At 63.7% G+C, this 22,557-nt stretch carries 20 protein-coding genes and 2 tRNA genes; 7 read left to right on the top strand and 15 right to left on the bottom strand.

Annotation, left to right across the window (positions count from 1 at the left end; genetic code table 11):
- The first annotated feature begins 346 nt into the window (after window positions 1-346).
- Window positions 347-607: a hypothetical protein gene (locus tag AAGA68_01405; GenBank protein MEM9383689.1), complete on the top strand. Its 261-nt coding sequence runs from the start codon at window positions 347-349 to the stop codon at window positions 605-607.
- A gap of 398 nt (window positions 608-1,005) precedes the next feature.
- Window positions 1,006-1,479, top strand: a complete 474-nt coding sequence (locus AAGA68_01400; protein ID MEM9383688.1) for a hypothetical protein — start codon at window positions 1,006-1,008, stop codon at window positions 1,477-1,479.
- Here the strand turns inward: AAGA68_01400 and AAGA68_01395 are convergent.
- From AAGA68_01395 to AAGA68_01375, 5 genes are all read right to left on the bottom strand, one after another.
- Window positions 1,442-1,518 (bottom strand) — tRNA-Arg (locus tag AAGA68_01395). The genes AAGA68_01400 and AAGA68_01395 overlap by 38 nt on opposite strands.
- Before the next feature lie 69 nt (window positions 1,519-1,587).
- On the bottom strand, window positions 1,588-3,006 hold the full coding sequence (mltF, locus tag AAGA68_01390; GenBank protein ID MEM9383687.1) for a membrane-bound lytic murein transglycosylase MltF: 1,419 nt from the start codon (window positions 3,004-3,006) through the stop codon (window positions 1,588-1,590).
- A gap of 4 nt (window positions 3,007-3,010) precedes the next feature.
- Window positions 3,011-4,036: an L-threonine 3-dehydrogenase gene (tdh, locus tag AAGA68_01385; protein ID MEM9383686.1), complete on the bottom strand. Its 1,026-nt coding sequence runs from the start codon at window positions 4,034-4,036 to the stop codon at window positions 3,011-3,013.
- Window positions 4,036-5,238 (bottom strand): glycine C-acetyltransferase, encoded by a 1,203-nt coding sequence (gene kbl, locus AAGA68_01380; protein MEM9383685.1) that lies wholly within the window; start codon window positions 5,236-5,238, stop codon window positions 4,036-4,038. The genes tdh and kbl overlap by 1 nt, the downstream gene beginning before the upstream one ends.
- An 86-nt stretch (window positions 5,239-5,324) precedes the next feature.
- Window positions 5,325-6,293: a cupin domain-containing protein gene (locus AAGA68_01375; GenBank protein MEM9383684.1), complete on the bottom strand. Its 969-nt coding sequence runs from the start codon at window positions 6,291-6,293 to the stop codon at window positions 5,325-5,327.
- Between the two features lie 132 nt (window positions 6,294-6,425).
- Here AAGA68_01375 and AAGA68_01370 point away from each other — a divergent pair, with 132 nt between their 5' ends.
- The 5 genes from AAGA68_01370 (at window position 6,426) to AAGA68_01350 (ending at window position 12,581) form a co-directional block, all read left to right on the top strand.
- Complete coding sequence (locus AAGA68_01370) at window positions 6,426-7,715, top strand: hypothetical protein (GenBank protein MEM9383683.1); 1,290 nt, start codon at window positions 6,426-6,428, stop codon at window positions 7,713-7,715.
- Between the two features lie 336 nt (window positions 7,716-8,051).
- Complete coding sequence (locus AAGA68_01365; protein MEM9383682.1) at window positions 8,052-8,651, top strand: proprotein convertase P-domain-containing protein; 600 nt, start codon at window positions 8,052-8,054, stop codon at window positions 8,649-8,651.
- Between the two features lie 276 nt (window positions 8,652-8,927).
- On the top strand, window positions 8,928-11,060 hold the full coding sequence (locus AAGA68_01360; protein MEM9383681.1) for a PAS domain S-box protein: 2,133 nt from the start codon (window positions 8,928-8,930) through the stop codon (window positions 11,058-11,060).
- Between the two features lie 171 nt (window positions 11,061-11,231).
- Window positions 11,232-12,128 (top strand): LysR family transcriptional regulator, encoded by an 897-nt coding sequence (locus AAGA68_01355; protein ID MEM9383680.1) that lies wholly within the window; start codon window positions 11,232-11,234, stop codon window positions 12,126-12,128.
- 48 nt (window positions 12,129-12,176) lie between these two features.
- On the top strand, window positions 12,177-12,581 hold the full coding sequence (locus tag AAGA68_01350) for a DUF393 domain-containing protein (GenBank protein ID MEM9383679.1): 405 nt from the start codon (window positions 12,177-12,179) through the stop codon (window positions 12,579-12,581).
- Between the two features lie 147 nt (window positions 12,582-12,728).
- Here AAGA68_01350 and AAGA68_01345 read toward each other — a convergent pair.
- From AAGA68_01345 to AAGA68_01300, 10 genes are all read right to left on the bottom strand, one after another.
- Window positions 12,729-12,820 (bottom strand) — tRNA-Ser (locus AAGA68_01345).
- 238 nt (window positions 12,821-13,058) lie between these two features.
- A complete protein-coding gene (gene csrA, locus AAGA68_01340; protein MEM9383678.1) occupies window positions 13,059-13,253 on the bottom strand; it encodes a carbon storage regulator CsrA in 195 nt (64 codons plus the stop codon).
- 268 nt (window positions 13,254-13,521) lie between these two features.
- Window positions 13,522-14,781, bottom strand: a complete 1,260-nt coding sequence (locus AAGA68_01335) for an aspartate kinase (protein ID MEM9383677.1) — start codon at window positions 14,779-14,781, stop codon at window positions 13,522-13,524.
- A gap of 6 nt (window positions 14,782-14,787) precedes the next feature.
- Window positions 14,788-17,403, bottom strand: a complete 2,616-nt coding sequence (alaS, locus tag AAGA68_01330; GenBank protein MEM9383676.1) for an alanine--tRNA ligase — start codon at window positions 17,401-17,403, stop codon at window positions 14,788-14,790.
- Between the two features lie 527 nt (window positions 17,404-17,930).
- On the bottom strand, window positions 17,931-18,134 hold the full coding sequence (locus AAGA68_01325) for a dodecin family protein (protein ID MEM9383675.1): 204 nt from the start codon (window positions 18,132-18,134) through the stop codon (window positions 17,931-17,933).
- A 221-nt stretch (window positions 18,135-18,355) separates the two neighbouring features.
- Window positions 18,356-18,862 carry a regulatory protein RecX gene (locus tag AAGA68_01320; GenBank protein MEM9383674.1) on the bottom strand — a complete coding sequence of 169 codons (507 nt, stop codon included), beginning with the start codon at window positions 18,860-18,862 and terminating at the stop codon, window positions 18,356-18,358.
- Window positions 18,863-18,890: 28 nt separating this feature from the next.
- A complete protein-coding gene (recA, locus tag AAGA68_01315) occupies window positions 18,891-19,949 on the bottom strand; it encodes a recombinase RecA (GenBank protein MEM9383673.1) in 1,059 nt (352 codons plus the stop codon).
- Window positions 19,950-20,135: 186 nt separating this feature from the next.
- On the bottom strand, window positions 20,136-20,645 hold the full coding sequence (locus AAGA68_01310) for a nicotinamide-nucleotide amidohydrolase family protein (GenBank protein ID MEM9383672.1): 510 nt from the start codon (window positions 20,643-20,645) through the stop codon (window positions 20,136-20,138).
- Window positions 20,646-20,776: 131 nt separating this feature from the next.
- Window positions 20,777-21,253, bottom strand: coding sequence for a glycine zipper 2TM domain-containing protein (locus AAGA68_01305; GenBank protein ID MEM9383671.1), 477 nt, complete (start codon window positions 21,251-21,253; stop codon window positions 20,777-20,779).
- Between the two features lie 98 nt (window positions 21,254-21,351).
- Complete coding sequence (locus AAGA68_01300) at window positions 21,352-22,491, bottom strand: glycosyltransferase (protein ID MEM9383670.1); 1,140 nt, start codon at window positions 22,489-22,491, stop codon at window positions 21,352-21,354.
- Window positions 22,492-22,557: the final 66 nt, after the last annotated feature.

The following is a 22,557-nucleotide window of genomic DNA, read 5'->3' as shown; positions in this document are numbered from 1 at the left end:
GAGTGAACGCGTTCTCTTGTCGACGACTCGCGCCAGACTACGCGATGAGCCACAGCCGCAACGCCAAGCGTAAGCACAGGACTCTTGGGCAAGAGACTGCTGAGGCGAGAAGGTAAGGGCGTGCAGAACCACGAGACCTTACGAAAAGTTAACGCGGGCACGAGTTTTTTCTTGCCGGAAACCAGTCTTTATGCATCCTCACGTACAGCTAACTGAGAATGAGGTATCCTTAGTGCTGATTGCCGCGACTAGCCATTGAAAAGCCGCTGCAACATTTCGTAAAGCCTCAAGCGATCGATAGGTCGTGACTAGCCAACCGGGGGATAGGATGAAGAAGTCAAAGCTCATGAAGACGATCAAGGCGATCAACGCCTATAAATGGCCATCACCGCAAAAGCGCGCCGTGATCACCGCGCTCGCGCTCGGCGAGAAAGGGACCAGCGCACATCTTTCTGAACTGCTCGAGATTCCGCTTCGAACGCTTCACGTGCTGTGGTCGTCCCTGCGCGCCGAAGGATGGGTCGAATGGGACGGCGAGCAGTACACGGTCACGGACGAGATCAAGGCCACTGTTGCAACGTGGCAAACGCTGGCCGAGGCGAGCTAAGGTGCCTCCTGGCAACGAGAAGGGTCTGACCGCCACTGGCGGTCAGACCCCGCCTGCTGACCGGAGGTTCGCAGGTCCGGCGTACTAGACCTCCGGAACGACTGACTGGAGAGCAGAGCTTTCTTGGGCTGCTATTCAACTACCCGGCACCGGACAAACGCTAACAACAGAATCAACACGATCCACACAGTCTGGATTGAAGCCCTGACGTTGCGCTACATCGTTAGTCCGGACGTTGTTTGGAGCATCCCAGGTCGCCTACTACCTATACCAAAAGGTAGGCTGCAGGCTGCAAGAGCTGCCGGAAGTCCATCAAACGCGCAGAACTTGAAGGGCAGTTCATTGAACTGCTGAAACGAATGCAGCCCTCAGAACAGCTTTTCGCCGTGGCGCGAGTGATGTTCCGTGAGATCTGGGACTCGCGGTTGGCGAGCGCTCAGGAAAGGGGGGCAGCCCTACGGAAACAGCTTGCGGGAGTGGACAGGAAGGTTGAAGCACTCCTGGACCGCATCGCCGATACGCAGGTCGACTCAGTCGCTAAAGCCTACGAAGGCAAGGTCCGCAAATTACAAGAGGAGCGGATCGCGCTGGAGGAGAAGATCGAGAAAATCGGCAAGCCACGTACGGGTTTTGACGAGGCACTTCGAACTCCTTTGGCGTTCCTCGCAAACCCCCTAAAACTCTGGAGTTCCAACAGCTTGGAGGCGAGACAAACCGTGCTAAAGCTCGCGTTTATCGAGAAATTAGTATTTGACCGTAGCCGAGGACTTCGAACCCCCGAAACCGCCTTACCCTTCAGGGTTTTGGAGGAGCTGACGGGTGGGAATCTGAAGATGGCGCGCCCGGAAGGATTCGAACCTCCGACCCCCTAGTTCGTAGCCAGGTACTCTATCCAACTGAGCTACGGGCGCGCTGCCGACCGAGCGGGCGAACGCCCGCCTCGAAAGGACTGCGAATTGTGCCGACCTCGCCCCACCAAATCAAGGGCTCGACGGCGCTATCTCGGCCGCACTGCCAAGGGACGCGCGGAGGATGTCCTCGTAGTTGCGGATGCGCTGGACGTAGCGAACGGGCTCGGTGCCGCGGGCGTAGCCGTACTTGAGCGAGGGGTAGACGCTTTGGTCCGCCAGCAAGGGCAATACCTCACGCACATCGGCCCAACGGCCGGGATCGCCGCCGCGCTCCCGGGTGAGGGACTGGGCGTCGTGCATGTGGGCGCGGCCTACGTTGTAAGCGGCCAGCGCCAGGTAGGTCCGGTCCGGTTCGGGGATGTCCTGCCGGAAGCGATCTCGCATACGGGCCAGGTACTTGGCGCCGCCCTCGATGCTCTGCGCTGGATCCAACCTATCGGACACGCCCATGGCCTTGGCGGTGGGAAGCGTCATCATCATCAACCCACGCACGCCCGTTGGGCTCTTCGCATTGGGATCCCAGTGTGACTCCTGATAGGCCTGCGCCGCGAGCAGGGTCGGCGCCAGCTCGTATTTCTCGCCGGCCAGCGAGAACAACTCCGCATACTTGGGGTAGCGCCGCTCGAGGCGGCGCTGGTAGGCGCGCAACTCCACGAAGTCGAACAGCTCGGCGTAGGCGTAGTGGCGCTCGAGCACCGCCTTAAGAAGGTCGCCTGTCGCAGGATCGGCGAACCAGGCGCCCAGGGCGGGAAGCAGATCGAACTCGTTGCTCGGGTTGAGCCACCAGACGAGTGCGTCGTCAGTCGTGAGCTTGAATTGGCGGCGCAAGGTGGGATGGTAGCGACGGTTGATGGCGGCGATGTGAGAGTCTGCCACCGTGCACTCAATCCGCTGCTCGGCAACGGCCGCCAGTAGCTGCTCGGTGCCTCGCGCCTCCTCTCGGTAGACCAAGGCCGGGTACTCGGCAGCCAACGCTCGCAGTGTGTCGGCATAGGCGGATCCGGCGGAGACAACGAGCTCGACCCCCTCCAAATCGGCAACCCTGTTTACGCGAGGTCGATCGCGGTGGCATACGACCTGCTGCGAAATTTCCTGATAGGTGGGCCCGGCACGAAACTGCTGCGCCCGCGCCGAGGTTTGCGTTAGGCCAGCTGCCGCCAGATCAGCCTCGCCTGCACTTAGGGCCTCCAGCACCGCTGCGGGCGTGTTGCGGATGAGCAGCTCAAGCTCAACGCCCAGGTGCTCGGCGAAGGCAGCGGCGAGCTCGTAGTCGGGTCCCGTGGGCCGTTCATCACGATCGAGGTAGTAGGTTGTGGGCGCATTGCGCGTGACCACGCGCAGCTCACCGCTGGCTTGGATCGCCTCAAGGGAGCGACCAACGGGTGCCGCAGCCGACACCTCCTGATCTTGCGCGCTGTCTCCGCATCCAGCAACGCCGAGCAGTACCCAAGCAGCAAGCACGGCGAGGGCGATCTTCGCCGGGCACATGTGCTTACACCCAGTCCAGGATCACTTTCCCAGACTGCCCCGACTCCATCAGGGCGAAGGCCTCCTTGTAGTCGTCTACAGGGAAGTGGTGGGTGATGATCGGCGATACGTCGAGGCCGCTCTGCAGCATGCTCGACATTTTGTACCAGGTTTCAAACATCTCTCGGCCGTAGATACCCTTTAGCACCAGGCCTTTGAAGATCACTTGGTTCCAGTCGATGGCTGTGTCGTCAGGCGGAATTCCAAGTAAGGCAACGCTGCCGCCGTGGTGCATGACGCGCAGCAGATCGCGCAGGGCCTGAGCATTGCCGGACATCTCCATACCCACGTCGAAGCCTTCGGTCATGCCGAGCTCGCCCATCACATCGTCCAGGGACGTGTGCCGCGCATCCACGGCAATCGTAGCCCCGAGCTTGCGGGCGAGATCCAGGCGATAGGCATTGACGTCCGTGATGACTACGTGTCGGGCGCCCGCGTAGCGGGCGATGGCCACGGCCATTATTCCGATGGGCCCAGCACCGGTAATGAGCACGTCTTCGCCCACCAGATCGAAGGAGAGCGCCGTGTGGGTGGCGTTGCCGAGGGGATCGAGGATCGCGGCCAGGTCGTCGGTGATCGCCTCGGGCAGCTTGAACACGTTGAAGGCCGGCACGGCCAGATACTCGGCGAAGGCGCCCGCACGGTTCACCCCCACGCCCTCCGTATTGATGCACAGATGGCGACGTCCCGCGCGGCAGTTGCGGCACACGCCACAGGTGATGTGCCCCTCGGCGGAGACGCGATCGCCCACCTCGAAGCCACGCACTTCGCTGCCCATGTCCACGATCTCACCGCAGAACTCATGGCCCACGGCCAGGGGTACGGGAATGGTCTGGCGCGCCCAGTCGTCCCACTGGAAGATGTGGATGTCCGTGCCGCAGATCGCCGTCCGCTTGATGCGAATGAGCACGTCGTTGTGGCCCACAGGCGGGCGGGCGATGTCTTCGAGCCAGATCCCGCGCTCCGCCTTCGCCTTAACCAAGGCTTTCATTAGATGATGACCCCGAGGTCGCGGCCCACCTCCGTGAAGGCCTCGACGGCGGTATCCAGATGCTCGCGCGTGAGCCCCGCCGACATCTGCGTGCGAATGCGCGCTTCGCCCCTGGGCACCACGGGGAAGGAGAAGCCAATCACGTAAACGCCTTTGGTGAGGAGCCGATCGGCCATATCGCTCGCGAGCTTCGCATCGCCCAGCATGACCGGGATGATCGGGTGCTCGCCGGGCTTTAGGGTGAAGCCGCGCTCGGTCATGCGGCTGCGGAAGTACTCGGCATTGCTCGCCAGCGCCTCACGCAATCCGTTGTCGCGCTCAAGGAGATCGAGCACTGCGATGGAGGCGGCGACGATCGGCGGCGCCACGGAGTTGGAGAAGAGGTAGGGCCGCGAGCGCTGGCGCAACCAACCGATCACTTCCTTGCGGCCTGAGGTGAAGCCGCCGGACGCGCCGCCGAGCGCCTTGCCTAAGGTGCCCGTGATGATGTCGATGCGTCCCATCACATCGCGATACTCATGGGTACCGCGGCCGCTCGCCCCGAGGAACCCGGTGGCGTGGCAATCGTCGATCATCACCATGGCGTCGTGCTGCTCGGCCAGGTCACAGATGGCACCAAGGTTGGCGATGGTGCCATCCATGGAGAACACTCCATCGGTCACGATCAAGCGGCTGTTCGCATCGGAGGCATCGGCGAGCTGCGCGGCGAGGTCGGCCATATCGTCGTGCTTGTAGCGCAGCCGGTGGGCCTTAGAGAGGCGAATGCCGTCGATGATGCTGGCGTGATTGAGCTGATCGCTGATCACCGCGTCGCTGGGGCCGAGGATGGTCTCGAACAGGCCGCCGTTTGCGTCGAAGCAGGAAGGGTAGAGGATCGTCTCTTCGGTGCCCAGAAAGGCGCTGATGCGGGCTTCCAGCTCCTTGTGAATGGTCTGCGTGCCGCAGATGAAGCGCACGGAGGCCATGCCGAAGCCGTATTCATCAAGTGCGCGATGCGCCGCCGCAATCACCTCGGGGTGATTGGCGAGACCCAGGTAGTTGTTGGCGCAGAGGTTGATCACGTGGGCGGGCGCACCACCCCCGTCGCGTACGTCGATATCGGCCTGTTGGGGACCATCGATCAGGCGCTCGGCCTTGAACAGTCCCTCGCCTTTGAGCGCTTCAGTTTGCTCGCCGAGCGATTGCAGAAAAGCGGCTGACACGGCAGCACCCCCTCATTGCATGACACTGAGTGTGGGCGCGCATTATAGCGCCGCTGGGGCCGCTCGCTCTCTCATGGCGGCAGGGATCAGCTCGCCGTGCGACGCAGTTCTCCAGGAGGATGGCCATAGCGCCGGCGGAAGGCCCGAGCGAAGGACTGGGAGGAGCCATAACCCACCTCCTCGGCCACCCTGTCGAGGGAGTAGCGCGAATTCGCGAGCAGCTCCCGCGAGCGCTCGAGACGCCACAGGGTGAGGTAGTCCATCGGCGCCAAGCCCATTATCTGCTTGAAGTGTCGAGCGAGCGTCGCCCGCGATGCACCTGCCCGCTGGGCCAGACTCTCAAGCGACCAGGGCGCCGCTAGGTGCCGGTGCATCAGGCCCAAGGCCCGGGCCAGACGCGGCTCTCGCAAGGCGTGGAAGAACCCGTTCACCACCGGCGATCGACGAAGGTGCTCCTTGAGTAGCTGATGGAAGACGAGCTCGACGAGGCGATCGACGGTGACGTTCGCCACGCGACCGCTGCCGTCGAGCTCCTGTTCGATGAGCGATGCGAGCATCGCTAACGACGAACATCGCTTATCGCCTACGCCCACGTAGAGCATCGACGGTAAGGAGTCGAGCAGCGGGTGCTGCACATCCCCATCGAAGTGCACGCTGGCACAGATGAGCTCATGGGTTTGCTCGCCACGTTGGAACTTCGGTGCGCCGAGCGCGCAGGCATCGACCACCTCCTGGCTGGGCAGCAGGGGGCGCCCTGGCTGATCCGCAATCCAGTGAGCGCCACCGCGAGGGAACGCCACCACCTCGTCCGCCCTGAGCCGCAGGGGGTCCACGCGATCACTACGACCTACGTGGCAGTCACCGCTGCGCACGAGATGCAGCAGGGGAGTCGTCGAGTGCGCCACGGACACGCCCCATGGCGCTGCAAGCTGCGAGCGAAAGAACACGCTCCCTCGCGCACGAAGACCCGACAGCACATCGCCAAGCACATCGAAGGTGGCAGGCGAGTTGAGACGATCGGCCTGTTCTGTGAGACGTTCAGCTAATGCCTGCATCAGTTACTCCAGCGATGATCTCCCCACGGCTCGCCACCCGGCGCCCTGAGCCATGAGGCCAGGGCAAGACCCGTGCAAACGCGCCATCAACGGATCGACCCTACCCATCGAATCTCACAAGGAGATCACCGTATGAAAATCGTTAGAACCCTGGCCCCCCTAGCCGCCGCGACCTGCCTCGCCCTGCCTGCCATAGCCAACGCGCAAGACTTCGTCGGCGCGGTGTACGCCATGACCAACGACTTCGATACGAATTCCGTGGTGGCCTACGGCCGAGCAGAGGACGGCGCGATCACAGCGATCGGCGAGTTCGCGACAGGTGGTCAAGGGGCAGCGTTCGACGGCGGCGAAGGCCTGGACCCGCTGATCTCCGCTTACGCCTTGCTGCTCACCGACGACAACGAGTTCCTGCTCGCGGCGAACGCGGGCAGCCAAACGCTTACGGTCTTCAAGGTGGAAGAGGACTTCTCGCTCACAGTGACAGACGAGGTGCCCGTATTCGGCGTAGGCATCAACAGCATCGCCTACAGCGATGGCCTCGTGTACGTGTCGATCATTGATGCGGACGGCGTGTTCGACGGGGAACCCGACCAGGAAGGTGGCTTGCTCGGCTTCGCACTGACCCGGCGCGGCAACCTCGTGCGAGTGCCTGGCTCCGCACGACTGCTCGAGAACCGACCTTCCGCCGTACGCTTCTCACCGGATGGCGAGTTCCTGGTGGTGAGTTCCATCAACGCCGGCTCCAACGCCCTGGCGAGTGGCAGCATCGATGAGATCGTAAGCTACCGCGTGCAGCGCAATGGCCGCCTGATCCCGATCCCGACGGGCCGCGCCACCTCGACGCTCCCGAACAACCGTGAGGGCCGTAACCTGCCAAGCGCTATTGGCTTCGATATCGTGAGTGACGATGGCGGCCAGTACGTGGTGGTGACCGAAGCGCGCGAGTTCGACGCCCAAGGCAACCCTCCTGCCTTCCCCAATCTGCAATCCGGCTCCGTGTCCACCTGGCGCCTGAACGAGAACGGGAGCTTCGCGCCCGTGTCCTTAGATGTCATCGCAGGTAACGACTTCTTCGACGGCGAGCTCACCACCTGCTGGATCGAGTTCTCCGCCGACGGCAACGCCTTCTGGGTCTCCAACGCCCTGCCCGCTAGCCTGTCCTCCTACTCCTTCGACAACGGTGAGATCAGCCTCATCAACGTAGTGGAGGCGCGGGGCACGCCGGCAGAGAACGACGATCCCTTCGGCACGACGGACGGCTGGATCGATCTCGACTCCAGCACTGATGGCCGCTACGTGTACCAGCTCTACGGCCTGAGCGGCGTGATCGGCGTGTACTCGGTCGAGGGCACGGGCCTCACACTGATTCAGGAAGTGGACAACCTGCCCGAGGTCAACACGCAGGGCATCGTCGCCTTCTGAGACCTCGAAAACGCCTGAGCACGCAAGACCCGATGCGCCTACAAGGCCGTCGGGTCTTCTACATAACCATAACGTGCGAACCGCTGCGGCGGCGCACCACCTCTCACTGCCGCGAGCGCATGTAAATCGATGGCAAGAATGCTGCGGCGCAACGACCGCTCTACCTAAGGGAACTGATCGGTACGATCAACTGCAGTGCAAAATATTTTATGTCTTGCGGGGCTGACGGACTTCCCCTACATTCGAGTCGCGGCTCAGGGATCGCCGCCTCATGACGAGGCGATGCGACGCCGTATCCGTCTAGGGATTTACTTATGGAATTAGGGGAAACTCAACGTGAAGTTCATCAAACGTCTCGCCATTACCTCCGTACCCACGCTGCTGCTCGCGGGTGCCGCGCACGCTGACATCTTGCTAGCCGGTCCGGGCCTCAACCTGGATATCCCGGACGATGATCCGGTCGGCGCGTCGGTTACCGTTGTGGCCAGCGGTGGGATGACGGTGGAGACCATCGCGGTCGCCGTCAGCATCGATCACACCTGGGTGGGCGACCACATCTGGACCCTCACCTCGCCCTCCGGGACGAGCGTGGTGCTGATGGACCGTCCGGGCGGCGTCGACGGCGGTGTGGGCGACAGCACCAACCTCAGTTCCGAGGCAGGTGTGATCTTAGACGACCGCTTCCAGACGCCCGTGGAGGAAGCTGGTGCCGATCCGTGTGACTCAAGCGACTTCCTCGGCAACGGCGAGTGCCCGCGCGCCTTCGCACCCGAGCAGTCCTTGGCAGCCTTCGTCGGCGAAGTGGCCGACGGCGAATGGACCCTCACCGTGACCGACAACGCGGGTGCAGATACGGGCACGATCAACGGCTTCGCAATCGCCCTCAACAACCGACCCGGGCAGGCTGAGGTGGCTGCCAAGCAGTTGGCGCAGTAAGCGCTCGACTTCGTCTACGCCTAAGAGGGGCGGCAGCACCACGCTGCCGCCCCTCTTTCGTTGCGCGCCCCAAAAGCAACCATGACCCGGGTAGCCGGCGAGGTGCCCTCGGCGCGGATCGGCTCACACTTCCAACGTACCCATGTCCGTACAGGCGCGAAAATCGTGCGCTGTGTACGCGTTGCGCGCTATTGATCGATTGCAGACTCAACGTCGTTCCAAGCGGCGTTGACCCAGCGCCCTACACCACTCGCGATGGGAGACTGCAGCGCAGCCATGAGCACTCAAGACAACACCCCGGAGACTGGCACTGAGCCGTCTGCACTGAACGAAGTGCTACACCAGGCAATCGACGCGGTCGTCACGATAGACCAAGCAAACCAGGTCACATTTTTTAACCCGGCGGCCGAGCGGCTTTGGGGCTATGACGCCGATGAGGTGATCGGCCAGAACGTCAAGATACTGGTGCCAGAGATCATCCGTGGCCAGCACGACGACATGGTCAACGCCAACCGGACCACCGGCGTGGACAAGATCGTGGGGACGAGCCGCGAGGTGGAAGTCCATCGCAAGGATGGCACCGTCGCGTGGGGCCTGCTGTCGCTCTCACGCGTCAAGAATGCCAACGGTGATACGCACTACACTGCCTTCGTAAAGGACGTAACCGCCGACCGGCGCCGCCGCGAGATGATCCGCCAAACGCTCGACCAAGCGTTGGACGCTGTGGTCACTATCGACTCCGATAACAACGTCACCTTCTTCAACCCTGCCGCGGAGACCCTTTGGGGCTACGATGCGGATGAAGTGATGGGCAAGAACGTGCGCATGCTGGTACCGCAAGTGCACCAAGCGCAGCACGACAACTTCGTGAACGCGAACCGAACGACCGGCGTCAACAAGATCGTCGGCACGGGCCGCGAGGTCGAGGTCCATCGCAAGGATGGCTCTTTGCTCTGGGGCCTGCTAACGCTTTCAAAGCTCGAGTTCGACGGCGAGATCAACTACACGGCCTTCGTCAAGGACGTGACCGCTGAGAAGCGCAGCCGCGAGATGATCACCCAGACGCTCACACAGGCGCTCGACGCGGTAGTCACGATCGACGGCGACAACAACGTCACCTTCTTCAACCCCGCTGCCGAGACCCTTTGGGGCTACAGCGCCAATGAGGTGATAGGCAAGAACGTGCGTATGCTCGTGCCCTCCATCCACCAGTCGCAGCACGACAATTTCGTAAACGCCAACCGCACCACCGGTGTGAACAAGATCGTCGGCACCGGTCGCGAGGTGGAAGTCCACCGCAAGGACGGCTCGGTCGGCTGGGGCTTCCTCTCGCTATCCAAGGTCAAGGTGGGCGATGAGATCAGCTACACCGCCTTCGTGCGCGACATCAACGAAGAGGTGCGCCTTCGCGGTGAGGCCGAGCGCGAGCGTCGTCGCCTCATCGACGGGGTGGTCACCGATGCGAGTGAGCTGCTGCAGGCGATCGCACGCGGCGACCTGCGCACGCGCATGACCGGCGAGTACGGCGAGGACTTCGAGAGCCTAACGACCGCGATCAACGACTGCGCCAATTCCCTGAGCGAGATCGTCACCGAGATCCGCAGCGCCGCCGTGTCGATCGAATCTGGCGCCCAAGAAGTGCTGAACAGCAACCACCAGCTCAACGAGCGCACGGAATCTCAGGCCTCCGCCCTCGAGGAGACCTCAGCCAGCATGGAGGAGATGACCCAGTCCGTCGCCTCCAACGCCACCAATGCCCGCGAAGTGGAGAGCCTGACCGAAGGCGCCGTGAAGGTGGCCACCGAAGGCAACACCGTGGTCGGCTCCGCGATCGAGGCCACCCACTCGATCCGCGAATCCAGCGAACGCATCGGCGACATCACCAACGTGATCAACGAGATCGCCTTCCAGACCAACCTCCTGGCCCTGAATGCCTCCATCGAGGCAGCCCGCGCTGGCGAGCACGGCCGCGGCTTCGCGGTGGTGGCGCAGGAAGTACGCGCCCTGGCTCAACGCAGTGCCGACGCGGCGAAGGAAATCAAGGTGCTGATCCAAGATAGCACCGAGCGCGTGAACACCGGTGCCAGCCTCGTCGGCCAGGCCGGCGAGCGCCTGCAGGAGATCGTGAAGTCCGTCGACGGCGTGAACACGTACGTGACGCAAATCGCCAGCGCCTGCGCCGAGCAGGCCGAGGGCATCAACCTGGTGAGCGGGGCTCTGGTGCACATGGACAAGAGCACGCAGGAGACTTCCGGCCTGGCCAACGCCGCCGCCAACTGCAGTCGCTCTATGAGCGACAGCGCCCGACGCTTGTCCGAGCTCGTGCAGCACTTTGAGCTGCAGGGAGAGGGTCATGGCGGCGTGGTCGACCTGGGCAGTCAGCACGCGCACGATCGCATGGCCAGCTAGCACGCCAAATCCCACCGACCTTCCGGCCCGCGCCGCCGATGGAGCGGGTCCGCCCCTCCCCACCGGCCGCCGTCCCACAGCCCTCGTCCAGCGCCTACGATGCTACCGTTGGCGGATGCACGCCGCACGAGTGGCGCGCGCCCAACCGGCCGCACGAGGGACACGAGCCGCATGCTGCGCAACTGGGACGACCTACGCATCTTCCTCGCTGTGGCCCGCGAGCGCTCCTTGAGCGACGCGGCGGCCGCCCTCGAGGTTAGCCAACCCACCGTTAGTCGACGACTAAAGGAGTTAGAGCGCCGGCTCAGCGCCACTCTCATCGATCGCGGCGCAGAGGGCCATACCCTCACCCCTGCCGGCCAACAGATCCTCACACTCGTCGAAGAGCTGGACCGCGGCGTTAACGCAGTCGAAAGGCGAGTGGCCGGCACGGACACGCGCATCAGCGGCAAGGTACAGGTCGCCGCAACCACGGGCCTCGCACGGCTCTGGCTCGCCGCCCGCTTGGCCCCTCTGCTCGAGCAGGAGCCGGATCTGGACATCGATCTTTGCGTGGGAATCGATCACTCGGATCTTCTGCGCCGCGAGGCCGACGTGGCGCTACGTTTTGGTGACCCCGGTTCGGATCAACTCGTTGGCAGACGCCTGGGGCAGGTGCACTGCGGGCTCTACGCCAGTCCCAGCTACCTGGCAGACCGAGGCGAGCCGACATCACCGAATGAGCTCACCGGCCACGTGATGATCGAGTCTGCCCGCCTGATCGACGAGCTGGTGCAGGTGCGCGAGCTGCGACGCATGTCAAAGGGCGCGCGTGCAAGGATTACCAGCGACAACGTGGAGGTACAGCTCGCGGCCGCCGAAGCCGGTCTCGGTATCGTCCCCCTGTTGACCTACATGCGACATGGCGCCCCAACCCTCCAGCGCATCCTGCGCCCGCACTTCGACATCCCCTTGGACCTATGGCTCCTCACCCACCGCGACCTGCGCGACAATGCACGCGTGCGTCGCGTGCTGGACTTCGTGTACGAGCGGTGGCAGCAAGATCGTGACTGGCTGGGGGATGTATGAGGCGAGCCTTGCGAAACCTGCCCTCGACGAGCGAACGAATATCGGAGCATGAGCAATTACGCCCACAGCAAAACCCGCGCCACGGCACCTGCCGTGACCGTCTGGTTCGATAGCGACTGCCCCTTGTGCGTCCGCGAAATCGCCCTTATACGGCGCCTCGATAAGCGCGGACGAATCGCCTTCGTCGACGTGCGCAATGAGGCCGACAGCTGTCCACTCAATCCGGACACGCTGCTCGCGCGCTTTCACGCCCAGGAGTACGACGGCGACCTGGTCAGCGGCGCCGCCGCCTTCGCCGCGATGTGGCGGGCCATTCCGCTGCTGCGACCGCTCGGAGTGCTCGCACGTGTCACTCCCGTGCTCTGGTTGTTGGAACGGCTCTATCGCGCTTTCCTACGCGTGCGTCCCGGGCTCCAGCGACTCGTCGCGCGGGCCGTGCGCCGGGAGCGCTAGGCGGCGCCCAGCCGATCCTCTCAATCCAGCAGGCGAAAGGCAGCCGCGTCGGCGCAATTCGTGGCGCCTCGCTCGACGGCGCCGCGCGTGACAGCGCCTAGGTGAGCCGGCATTACTTAGAAAGCGCTTTGCGCAGGGGCCGTGAGGTGGCGGAGAGAGAGGGATTCGAACCCTCGAAGGGGTTTAATCCCCTTACTCCCTTAGCAGGGGAGCGCCTTCAGCCACTCAGCCATCTCTCCGCAGCAGCAAGCCAACGCGCAGGACGCGCGCGACAGGACGGTGAATAATAGTTGCCACCGCGCCTGTCCACAACCCATCGGGCTGGTCGCGGAACCCGAACTTGGCGGTGTGAGTCGGTGGGCGCGCCGCAGGCCCCAGGGGCGGGAGCACGCGCAAATGGGCGCCGGCAGCGCCCGGGACGCTAGCCCGCCTCCAGCCGGAGGTCGGGCACGTCCTCCACGGGGTCGGTCGAGGCGCCTAGACGGCGACTCGCGAATCGCCGACGGCTTCTTCCGCCTTGATTCGGTCGTAGATCTCTTCGCGATGGACAGCCACCTCTTTGGGTGCCGCCACGCCGATGCGTACGGAGTTGCCCTTTACGCTCAGGACCGTCACCGTGATGTCGTCACCGATCACCACACTCTCTCCACTCTTTCTCGTCAGAATCAGCATCTCTCACTCGCCTCCATGACTGACTGCTTGCGCTCGTCGTCCCCGCATGGCTCGTTGTCGTTGTCTAACGTCATCATCCTCGATAGCCATGAGAGCTGAGACCCAAGAGAGCCACAATCGGGTCAATACCCTAACGGGCTGCAACCGATGCTCTCTCGCATTCCGTACGCTCATCCCGCTTCCATGGCGGGGCCCGAGGCCAATCGGGCAACCATCGACACTCAAACCTTATGCAAGATGGCGAGAGCCGGCTCTTCGGCTAGCGTGCCTAGTCGGTGGCGGGGGGCTCGTGAAGTCGGAAGGCGCGATGCAGGGCCTTAACGCCGAGTTCGAGATACTCCTCATCCACCAGCACGGCCATCTTGATCTCCGAGGTGCTCACCATCCGCACGTTGATGCGCTCCGCGGCGAGGGCCTCGAACATGCGCGACGCGATCCCGGCATGTGATCGCATGCCGATTCCGACAGCTGCGATCTTCACGACGTTGCTGTTGCCACGCACTTCCGATCCTGGCAGTTCGACCAGTGCGCTCTCGACGCACTTAATCGCCTGGACGAACTCGTTGCGGTGCACCGTGAAGGTCACATCCACACCGCCGTCGGGGTGGGAAGCCATCACGATCATGTCCACTTCGATGTTCGCTTCGGACACTGGTGAGAGTATTTTGTAGGCAGTTCCGGGAAGATTCGGGACCCGCGTCACAGTTATCTCGGCTTCATCGCGTGAAAACGCGATACCGCTGACCAGTGGCGCTTCCAACGCGCCATCTTCTTCCTCGGCGATTAAGGTGCCGGAATCGTTCCCCGTGCTGTGCATCACCCGCACGGCCATACCGTGCTTGCTGGCGAACTCCACTGAACGCGTTTGCAGCACCTTCGAGCCCTGTCCGGCGAGCTCGAGCATCTCTTCGAAGCTAAGACGGCGGATTAGTTGCGCATCGTCCACCGCGCGTGGGTCCGTAGTGTAGACGCCATCAACGTCCGACAAAATCTGACACTCGTCCGCATCCAAGGCGACCGCGAGCGCCACGGCTGAGGTGTCGGACCCTCCTCGCCCAAGCGTGGTCACGCGCCCATGCTCGTCGACACCTTGGAAGCCCGCCACCACGGGAATGACGCGCCGCTGCAGGTCCTCGATCAAACCTCCGGTCTCGATCTGTCGAATGCGCGCCTTCCCAGCTGTCGCTTCCGTGATCACAGGCACCTGAAAGCCCAGCCATGAGCGGGCCTCTAGCCCGAGTTCGCGCAGGGCGATCGCCATCAGGGCAATAGACACTTGTTCACCTGAAGCGAGCAACACGTCCACTTCGGCGCGGTCGGCCTGCGCCGCCATGGCCCGGGCCATCCCCAACAGGCGATCTGTCTCTCCGCCCATGGCCGAGCACACGACGGCCACCTGATCACCCGTCCGATGCGCCGCCGCAACCCGCTGGGCGGCAGCGCGAATCAGCTCGAGAGAGCCTAGCGAGGTGCCCCCGAACTTCTGCAGAATGCGGCGGCATCCTCGCATTGGCGACTGCTCGCTCATCGCTGCCTAGCCGCCTGCAGAGGTGAGGTGGGAGCGAACCCAGTCGCCGACACTCGCCAGCGCCGCATCGAGCTTTTCGGGCTGATCGCCGCCAGCCTGCGCCATATCCGGCCGACCACCGCCCTTACCGCCCACCTGGGCCGCTACTTGGTTGACCAGGTCACCGGCCTTGATGCGTTTGCTTTGCGACTTGGATACTCCCGCGATCAAACGCACCTTCTCCCCCTCTACGCTCGCGAGCACCACCGCCGCTTCACCCAATTTATTCTTTAGCTGATCAACCGTATCCCGCAGGGTCTTGACGTCGGCGCCCTCCAGGCGGGCGGCGAGTACCTTGAGTCCCTCCACGTCCTCGGCCTGCGCCGTAAGCGCATCGCCGGCGGAGCCTGCCAACTTTGCCTTCAGGCGCTCCAACTCCTTCTCGAGGCTGCGGTTGCGCTCGAGGAGTTGGCCAACCTTCTCGCCCAGATCCTCTCGCCCCGTGCGCAAGAGGTCCGCCGCGTGCGCCAGGGTGGCGTCCGCTTGCTGCATCCACTGCACGGCTCCCGCACCGGTGGCAGCCTCGACGCGACGCACCCCGGAGGCGATGCCTGACTCCGACAGGATCTTGAAGGCGCCGATATCGCCGGCGCGATCCACATGCGTGCCACCGCAGAGCTCGGTGGAAAACCGTCCAAGGCGCAGCACGCGGACATTCTCGTCGTACTTATCGTCAAAGAACGCCAGTGCTCCTGCCGCGATCGCATCGTCGTAGGGCATCTCGCTGATCTGCGCCCCCACGTTGAGGCGGATCTGTTCGTTCACCAGTAGTTCAATCTCACGCAGCCGATCGGCGCTCACCGCCTCATAGTGTGAGAAATCGAAGCGCAGGCGGTCGGGCGCCACTAACGAGCCCTTTTGCTGGACGTGACTGCCCAGCACCTGACGCAGGGCGGCGTGCAGCAGGTGAGTGGCGCTGTGGTTGCGCACGGTGGCCTCGCGCAGCTTGCCGTCTACCGACGCCCTGAGCGTGTCGCCCACATGCACCGTCACCCCGGCGGCCACCGTGCCGAGATGGCCGTGGGCTTTGCCGAACTTGCGCGTATCATTCACCGTGAAGGTCAGGCTACCGTCCTCAGCGACTAGCTGCCCCTTGTCCCCCACCTGACCACCGGACTCAGCGTAAAAGGGGGTCTCCTCTAGCACCACGACACCCTCGGCGCCAGGCGCCAGGGACTCCACCTCGTGTTCCCCCTGGAGCAGGCGCGTGACCTTGGCAGTTCCCTCGAGGTGCTCGTATCCCGTGAAGCGGGTCTGCTCGTCGAGGGCAAGCGTCGCCACAGCCGCACCGAAGCGACTGGTCTTCTTAGCCTGCTCTCGCTGAGCCTGCATCGCCGCATTGAAGCCCTGCGTATCCACAGCGAGACCACGCTCACGGGCGATGTCAGCGGTAAGGTCCGGCGGGAAACCGTAGGTGTCGTAGAGGCGGAAGGCGAGCTCGCCGGGCACCACCATGCCGCTAACACCCGCTATCCCCTCTTCGAAGATCTTCATGCCATGGGAGAGGGTTTCGGCGAAACGTTCCTCCTCCTGGCGCAGCACCCTTTGCACATGCGCACTGGCCTCGCGCAGCTCCGGGAAGGCCTCCCCCATCTGCGTGTCGAGGGGAGCGACCAGCGTGTTGAAGAAGGGCTCTTGGCGACCGAGCTTGTAGCCGTGGCGGCAGGCGCGGCGGATGATCCGTCGCAGCACGTAGCCCCGCCCCTCATTCGACGGCAACACGCCGTCGGTGATGAGGAAGGAGCAGGCGCGAATGTGATCGGCGATCACGCGCAGGGAGCTGGCGTCTAGGTCCTGGGTGTGGGTGGCGTTGGCCGCCGCTTCCACCAGTGCCCGGAACATATCGATCTCGTAGTTGTTGTGCACGCCCTGCAGTACGGCCGCCATGCGCTCAAGGCCCATGCCCGTGTCGACGGAAGGCTTCGGCAATGGCGTCATCTTGCCCGATGCGTCGCGATCGAATTGCATGAATACGAGGTTCCAGATCTCGATGTAGCGATCGAGGTCGTCGTCCTTGCTGCCCGGGGGCCCGCCCGGGATGTCCGGACCGTGATCGTAGAAGATCTCGCTGCAGGGGCCGCAGGGACCCGTATCGCCCATGGACCAAAAGTTGTCCTTCTCGCCGAGGCGCGAGAGGCGATCTGCCGGAACGCCAATGTGCTGAGTCCAGATGTCGGCGGCCTCGTCATCATCGTGGAAGACCGTCACCCACAGGCGGTCGTCGGGGAGACCAAACTCCTCCGTGACCATTTGCCACGCGAACTCGATCGCCTCGCGCTTGAAGTAGTCACCGAAGCTGAAGTTGCCGAGCATTTCGAAGAACGTGTGATGGCGCGCCGTGTAGCCCACGTTCTCCAGGTCGTTGTGCTTGCCGCCCGCGCGCACACAGCGCTGCGAGCTTGTCGCCCGACGGTAGGAGCGCTTGTCCTCACCCAGAAACACGTCCTTGAACTGCACCATGCCCGCGTTAGTGAACAATAGCGTTGGGTCGTTCGCCGGAATCAGCGAGCTCGAGGCCACCACCTGGTGATTGTTGCGGGCAAAGTAATCGAGGAATCGGCGCCGCAGCTCGGCACTTTTCATGCTCCACTCCCATCGGATCTGCGACCCGTTAGTGTACGGCCCGCGGGAGGCTCATGCACGCATCGCAGCAATTCCGATTCCTGCCGGAGCCTGAGCAACGCGCCGGGACACCGATCGCGCCGAGGCCCTACAACGTCGCCGCCGCCCCGAAAGCACCATCTAGGCTAGGATCTCCCGGTGCGAACAATCGCTTAGGGTCGCATAGGGCATACCCAGCGTTTGCACGTTGGCATTTGGAATCGCGCCCACGCCCGCCGCGCTGTTAGCAGGCATGTAGGTCGCCACATCGCACTCAAGTCTGCGGCGCAATTGCCTGGTGGCACGAAGGCAGGTGCCGGGCGAGTACGAGTAGCGGGGCGTCTGCCAACATCCACCCGAGCTCGAGGGAAAAGAACTCGACGTCCACAGCACCGGGAGCGCAGGTTACAGCACGCTCGAGCTACCGCAGGCCAGCTCGGTACCGTCGCGCAGTCGTGCGACGGTGCCGAGCTCCTGGCGTCAGGCTGCCAGCGAGCACCAGAGTCAAATCAGTCGTTGAGGATAAAGGTCACCTTCAGGGCAACCCGGTACTCAGATACCTTACCGTTCGCCACCAGCACCTTCTGATCTTGCACCCAGGCGGACTGCACGTTGTGCAGCGTCTTGGTCGCGCGGGCTACCCCCAGGTCGACGGCGTCGTCGAAGGACTTCGGTGATGAGGCGATGATTTCCGTAACACGTGCAACGCTCATGAGTAACTCCCTGTTGTTGATTTAGCGTTGCCATCGTGTCATCGAGGTGAGACCACTCCAAGGGACGTTACGCTCGTTGACACGATCACCATTGCTCAAGCAAGTGTGAACAATCGCGACACCGCCAGCATCCGCATTCATGCGGCCGAAAGTGAGCACAGAGAGAACCCTGGGGCGTAGGGCACTAGCCCCGACAGCGAAGCAGAGGCGGCCGGGCCCGACTAGCGGGTCCTGCCGACGGGGCGTGAGTCGACGGCGCCATTGCACTCCAAGGCTTGGAGTGTTTGCGATCCGCTAAACCCTCGGGATTGAAGGAACCTCGCCTGCTTCGCCCTTGCGGCCTCTCCCACCGGCAGCTCAGCACCGAAACGACGAACTCGTGCCGCCCGCGCCTCGACCACCCAATCGACCTCAAGGGCTTCTACGGCAAGCGCCGCGTCGCTTGCCCCGATGCCTCGCTCGCGCAGCCCGTGCTCAATGGCGACGGGGCCCTTGCCACGGCTCAGCTGCTGGCGAACGAATGCCTCCACGAAGCGCGTTTCGCTCAGGAGACCGTCGCGTTCGAGCGCTTCTAGTACCGCCGCGACGTCTTCCGGCGATGCGCCGCGCGCGACGAGTTTGCGGTAGAGCACCTCGCGGGCGTGCTCGCGGCGGGCGAGCAAATCCATCGCTCGCCGCCGCAGCGTAATCGCATCCGCGTCACTCAGCGAATCCGCTTGGGCGCGCATCCGGGCAAGTCCGATGCGATAGGAGGGGCTAGTTCAGCAGCTCTTCGGCCGCACCTTCCTCATCACTACCGTTTGCCTCAGCACCGGCACCGGCCTTCGGCAGCAGGCGCTCGCGCAAGGCAGCATCGATCTCTGCAGCGGTGTCCGGATGCTCGATCAAGTAGTTGCGGGCGTTGTCCTTGCCCTGGCCGATACGATCGCCCTGGTAGCTGTACCAGGCGCCCGCCTTGTTCACGAGGTCGTGGGCGACGCCCATGTCGATCAGCTCGCCCTCTCGGGAGATGCCCTGGCCGTAGAGGATTTCGAACTCGGCCTGCTTGAACGGAGGTGAGACCTTGTTCTTCACCACCTTCACGCGGGTGAGGTTGCCCGTGACTTCATCGGCCTTCTTGACCGCGCCGATGCGACGGATATCCAAACGCACGGAGGAGTAGAACTTCAGGGCATTGCCGCCAGTGGTCGTCTCCGGGCTGCCGAACATCACGCCGATCTTCATGCGAATCTGGTTGATGAATATGACGAGCGTGTTGGAGCGCTTGATGTTGCCGGTGAGCTTGCGCAGGGCCTGCGACATCAGGCGCGCTTGCAGGCCTACGTGGGAGTCACCCATCTCGCCCTCGATCTCCGCCTTCGGCGTGAGCGCGGCGACGGAGTCTACGATGACCACGTCGACGGCGCCGGAGCGCACGAGCATGTCGGTGATCTCCAGGGCTTGTTCGCCCGTGTCCGGCTGGGAGACCAGGAGGTCATCGACGTTGACGCCGAGCTTCTCGGCGTAGCTGGGATCTAACGCGTGCTCAGCATCGACGAAGGCGCAGGTCCCGCCCTGCTTCTGGGCCTCGGCCACCACCTGCAGCGTAAGCGTGGTCTTACCGGAGGACTCTGGACCGTAGATCTCGACGATTCGGCCGTAAGGCAAGCCGCCGATGCCCAGGGCGACATCTAGGCCGAGGGAGCCCGTGGAGACGGCTTTGATGTCCCGCGCGGCATCGGCGCCATCGCCCATGCGCATGACCGATCCCTTGCCGAACTGCTTCTCGATTTGTGAGAGCGCCGCCGCCAGCGCCTTTTCCCTGTTCTGTTCCATCTTCCGCCCTCCGGGTGGGACCGCGCGACGTGCCGGCTGCGCCTGGCGAGCCGCACGCGGTTGATCAAAATTTGAGCAATCCTCTGCACATAGGCACGATACCTGTGAGTATATACAGTAGATGGCTGCGAAGGATATGGGGCGGTGGATGTTTCCCCGTCGAGGCTGGAAATGGGAGACTTGAGCCTAGATTCGGGCCTGCAGCCCCTGCAGCGCGTAGGCCACCGTGTGGGCCCGCACGGCCCGCCGGTCACCCTGGAACTGGCAGCTCTCGGTCTGCACCATGGCGCCGGCACCGCGCCGCGAATCGCCGAATCCGAACCACACGGCCCCGACAGGCTTCGCCTCACTTCCTCCGTCGGGCCCCGCGACACCACTCACGGCGACCGAGAGGGTCGCTCCAGGCCACGCCCGCAGCGCGCCGCTCGCCATCGCGGCGACGGTCTGCGCACTCACGGCGCCGTACTCCGACAAAATGTGTGATGGAACGCCGACAAGCTGCTGCTTACTGGCGTTGGCATAGGTGACGAAGCCGGTCTCGAACCAGGCAGAACTGCCGGCCACATCCGTGAGCGCCTTGGCGATCCACCCACCGGTGCAGGACTCCGCGGTGACCACCCGAAGGCCTACAGCGAGCAGACAGCTCCCAAGCTGTTCGGCGAGTTGGTAAAGCGCAGCGTCGGTCGGGGCGTCCATCGCTCGATGGTAGCACTGGTCGCCGGCGCCCGTGCCAGCGAAAACTGAGACTCAAAAGGAAGAGCGGGCAGCCTCGAGCACTCAGACTGCCCGCTCGACCATGTTAACGAAATCACTGGGTAGAACGGGCTTTACTCGCCAGCGGGCACCTCCTCACACACGGTTTCGTAGCGAGTCACCTTCTTGCCGTCCTGGTACTGATCCTGCGCCACCCGGCCGGCCACGGCGCCAGCGGCAGCGCCGACCACGGTCCCGATCTTGCCGTCGTCCTTGCCCATCGCGTTACCGACGACGCCACCGACGACGGCACCGATGGCCGTACCTGCGATTTTCTTATCGTCCTTGACGTTGCCGTCGTCGACCACCTCGACGTCGCGACACACTACCTTGGGCGCTGGCGCAGCCTCGGCCACCACGATGGGCTCGGCCGGCGCCACCTCAGACACTGGGGCGGCTGGGGCTACCAGCGAGTTGGACGGCGCAGCGGCTACCTCGGGCGCATCCTCTTGCGCTGGGGGCGCCCCATCCAGGGCAAACCCCGCCACCACAGCGCCGGTTGTCGCGACCGCAATCCCTAGCAACAGACCGCCGAGCATAGACCTATTCATCGTTAACTCCAGATGTAAAACGTACCGTTAGGAGTACAACGCGCAGGTGAGCCTTGTGTTGACGCAGGCGAGCAATGTCGCCGCTCAGCAACAGCTTGTCAACGGCCCTTTTCAGCACTCAGAGCACTGGTCAGCACTTCCTGGTAAACGCGCGCATTAGCCTTACTCATCGCGATCACGGAGTGATTTTCAGCGACCAGGCGGCGAGCGGCACTCACCATACGCCGAGCGTTAGCACGTTCGTTAAGCGTGGCCGCCATCGCCGCCGCAAGGGCGGGCGAATCGCCCGGTGGCACCAGGCGCCCGGTGACCCCGTGGCGCACGATCTCCGGAATACCACCCACCTGCGAGGCCACCAGTGGACAGCCGGCCGCGGCGCCCTCCAACAAGGCAACACCTAATCCTTCCGCTAGGGCGGGATGCACTAGCATATCGAGGGCGCCGAGTAGACTGGACATGTCGTCGCGAAAGCCGGCAAAGTGAATGAAATCAGCCAAGCCGAGCTTGTGCGCGAGAGCCTCGAGGGACGGGCGTTGATCGCCACGACCGAAGCACACCAGATGCAGGCGAGGCTGCGAGCGACGCAGCTGCGCTAAGGCCTCGAAGGCGTAGCGGTGCCCCTTGCGCGCTATGAGCTGGGCCACGACTCCCGCCACCAATGCGTCGCGCGGCAGGCCGAGGCGGTGACGCAGCTCATCGTCGCTACACGGCGTGGCAAAGCGCTCAGCGTGAACGGCGCTGGGGATTACGGTAAGGCGCTCGTCGCCTACGCCCGACTCACGCAGCACATCGGCGATGCCGTCGGAGATACAGACAACGCGCCGATAGGCACCCTTCAGGAGCGTGCCGAGAACGCGCCCGGGCGGGTTGTCGACGCGGCGCGATAGTACTGCCGGCACTCCCGCAAGCTTTGCCCCAAGCAGGCCCCAAGTGTCTGCGCCGCGGCGCGAGTGCAGGTGAACGAGATCAGCGCCCTCCCGTCGCAGGTGACCCGCCAAACGCAGGGCGAGGGCAGCGTCCAGATCGCCGCCCATCTTCATGCCCACCACGGACAACCCACGGGAGCGAGCGGCGACTGATACCTCACTACCCGTAGCACACACCAGCACGCTCTGAATGGCGAGCCGAGGCAATGTCTCGAGGAGATAGAGCACCTGCTGGGCGCCGCCGAACACATGACGCCCCGCCTCGACGTGCACGACGCGCAGGGGACGGATGATCTCCTTGCGCTGGGACACGGCACGCCTCGTGTACGATGTGGGTTTCGCCGTGTTGGTTCCGACTCGAATGACCGCGCCCTCTTC

The sequence above is a fragment of the Pseudomonadota bacterium genome, assembly GCA_039193195.1.
Lineage (GTDB): Bacteria > Pseudomonadota > Gammaproteobacteria > Steroidobacterales > JBCBZW01 > JBCBZW01.
This window is presented reverse-complemented; position numbering and strand designations above follow the sequence as displayed.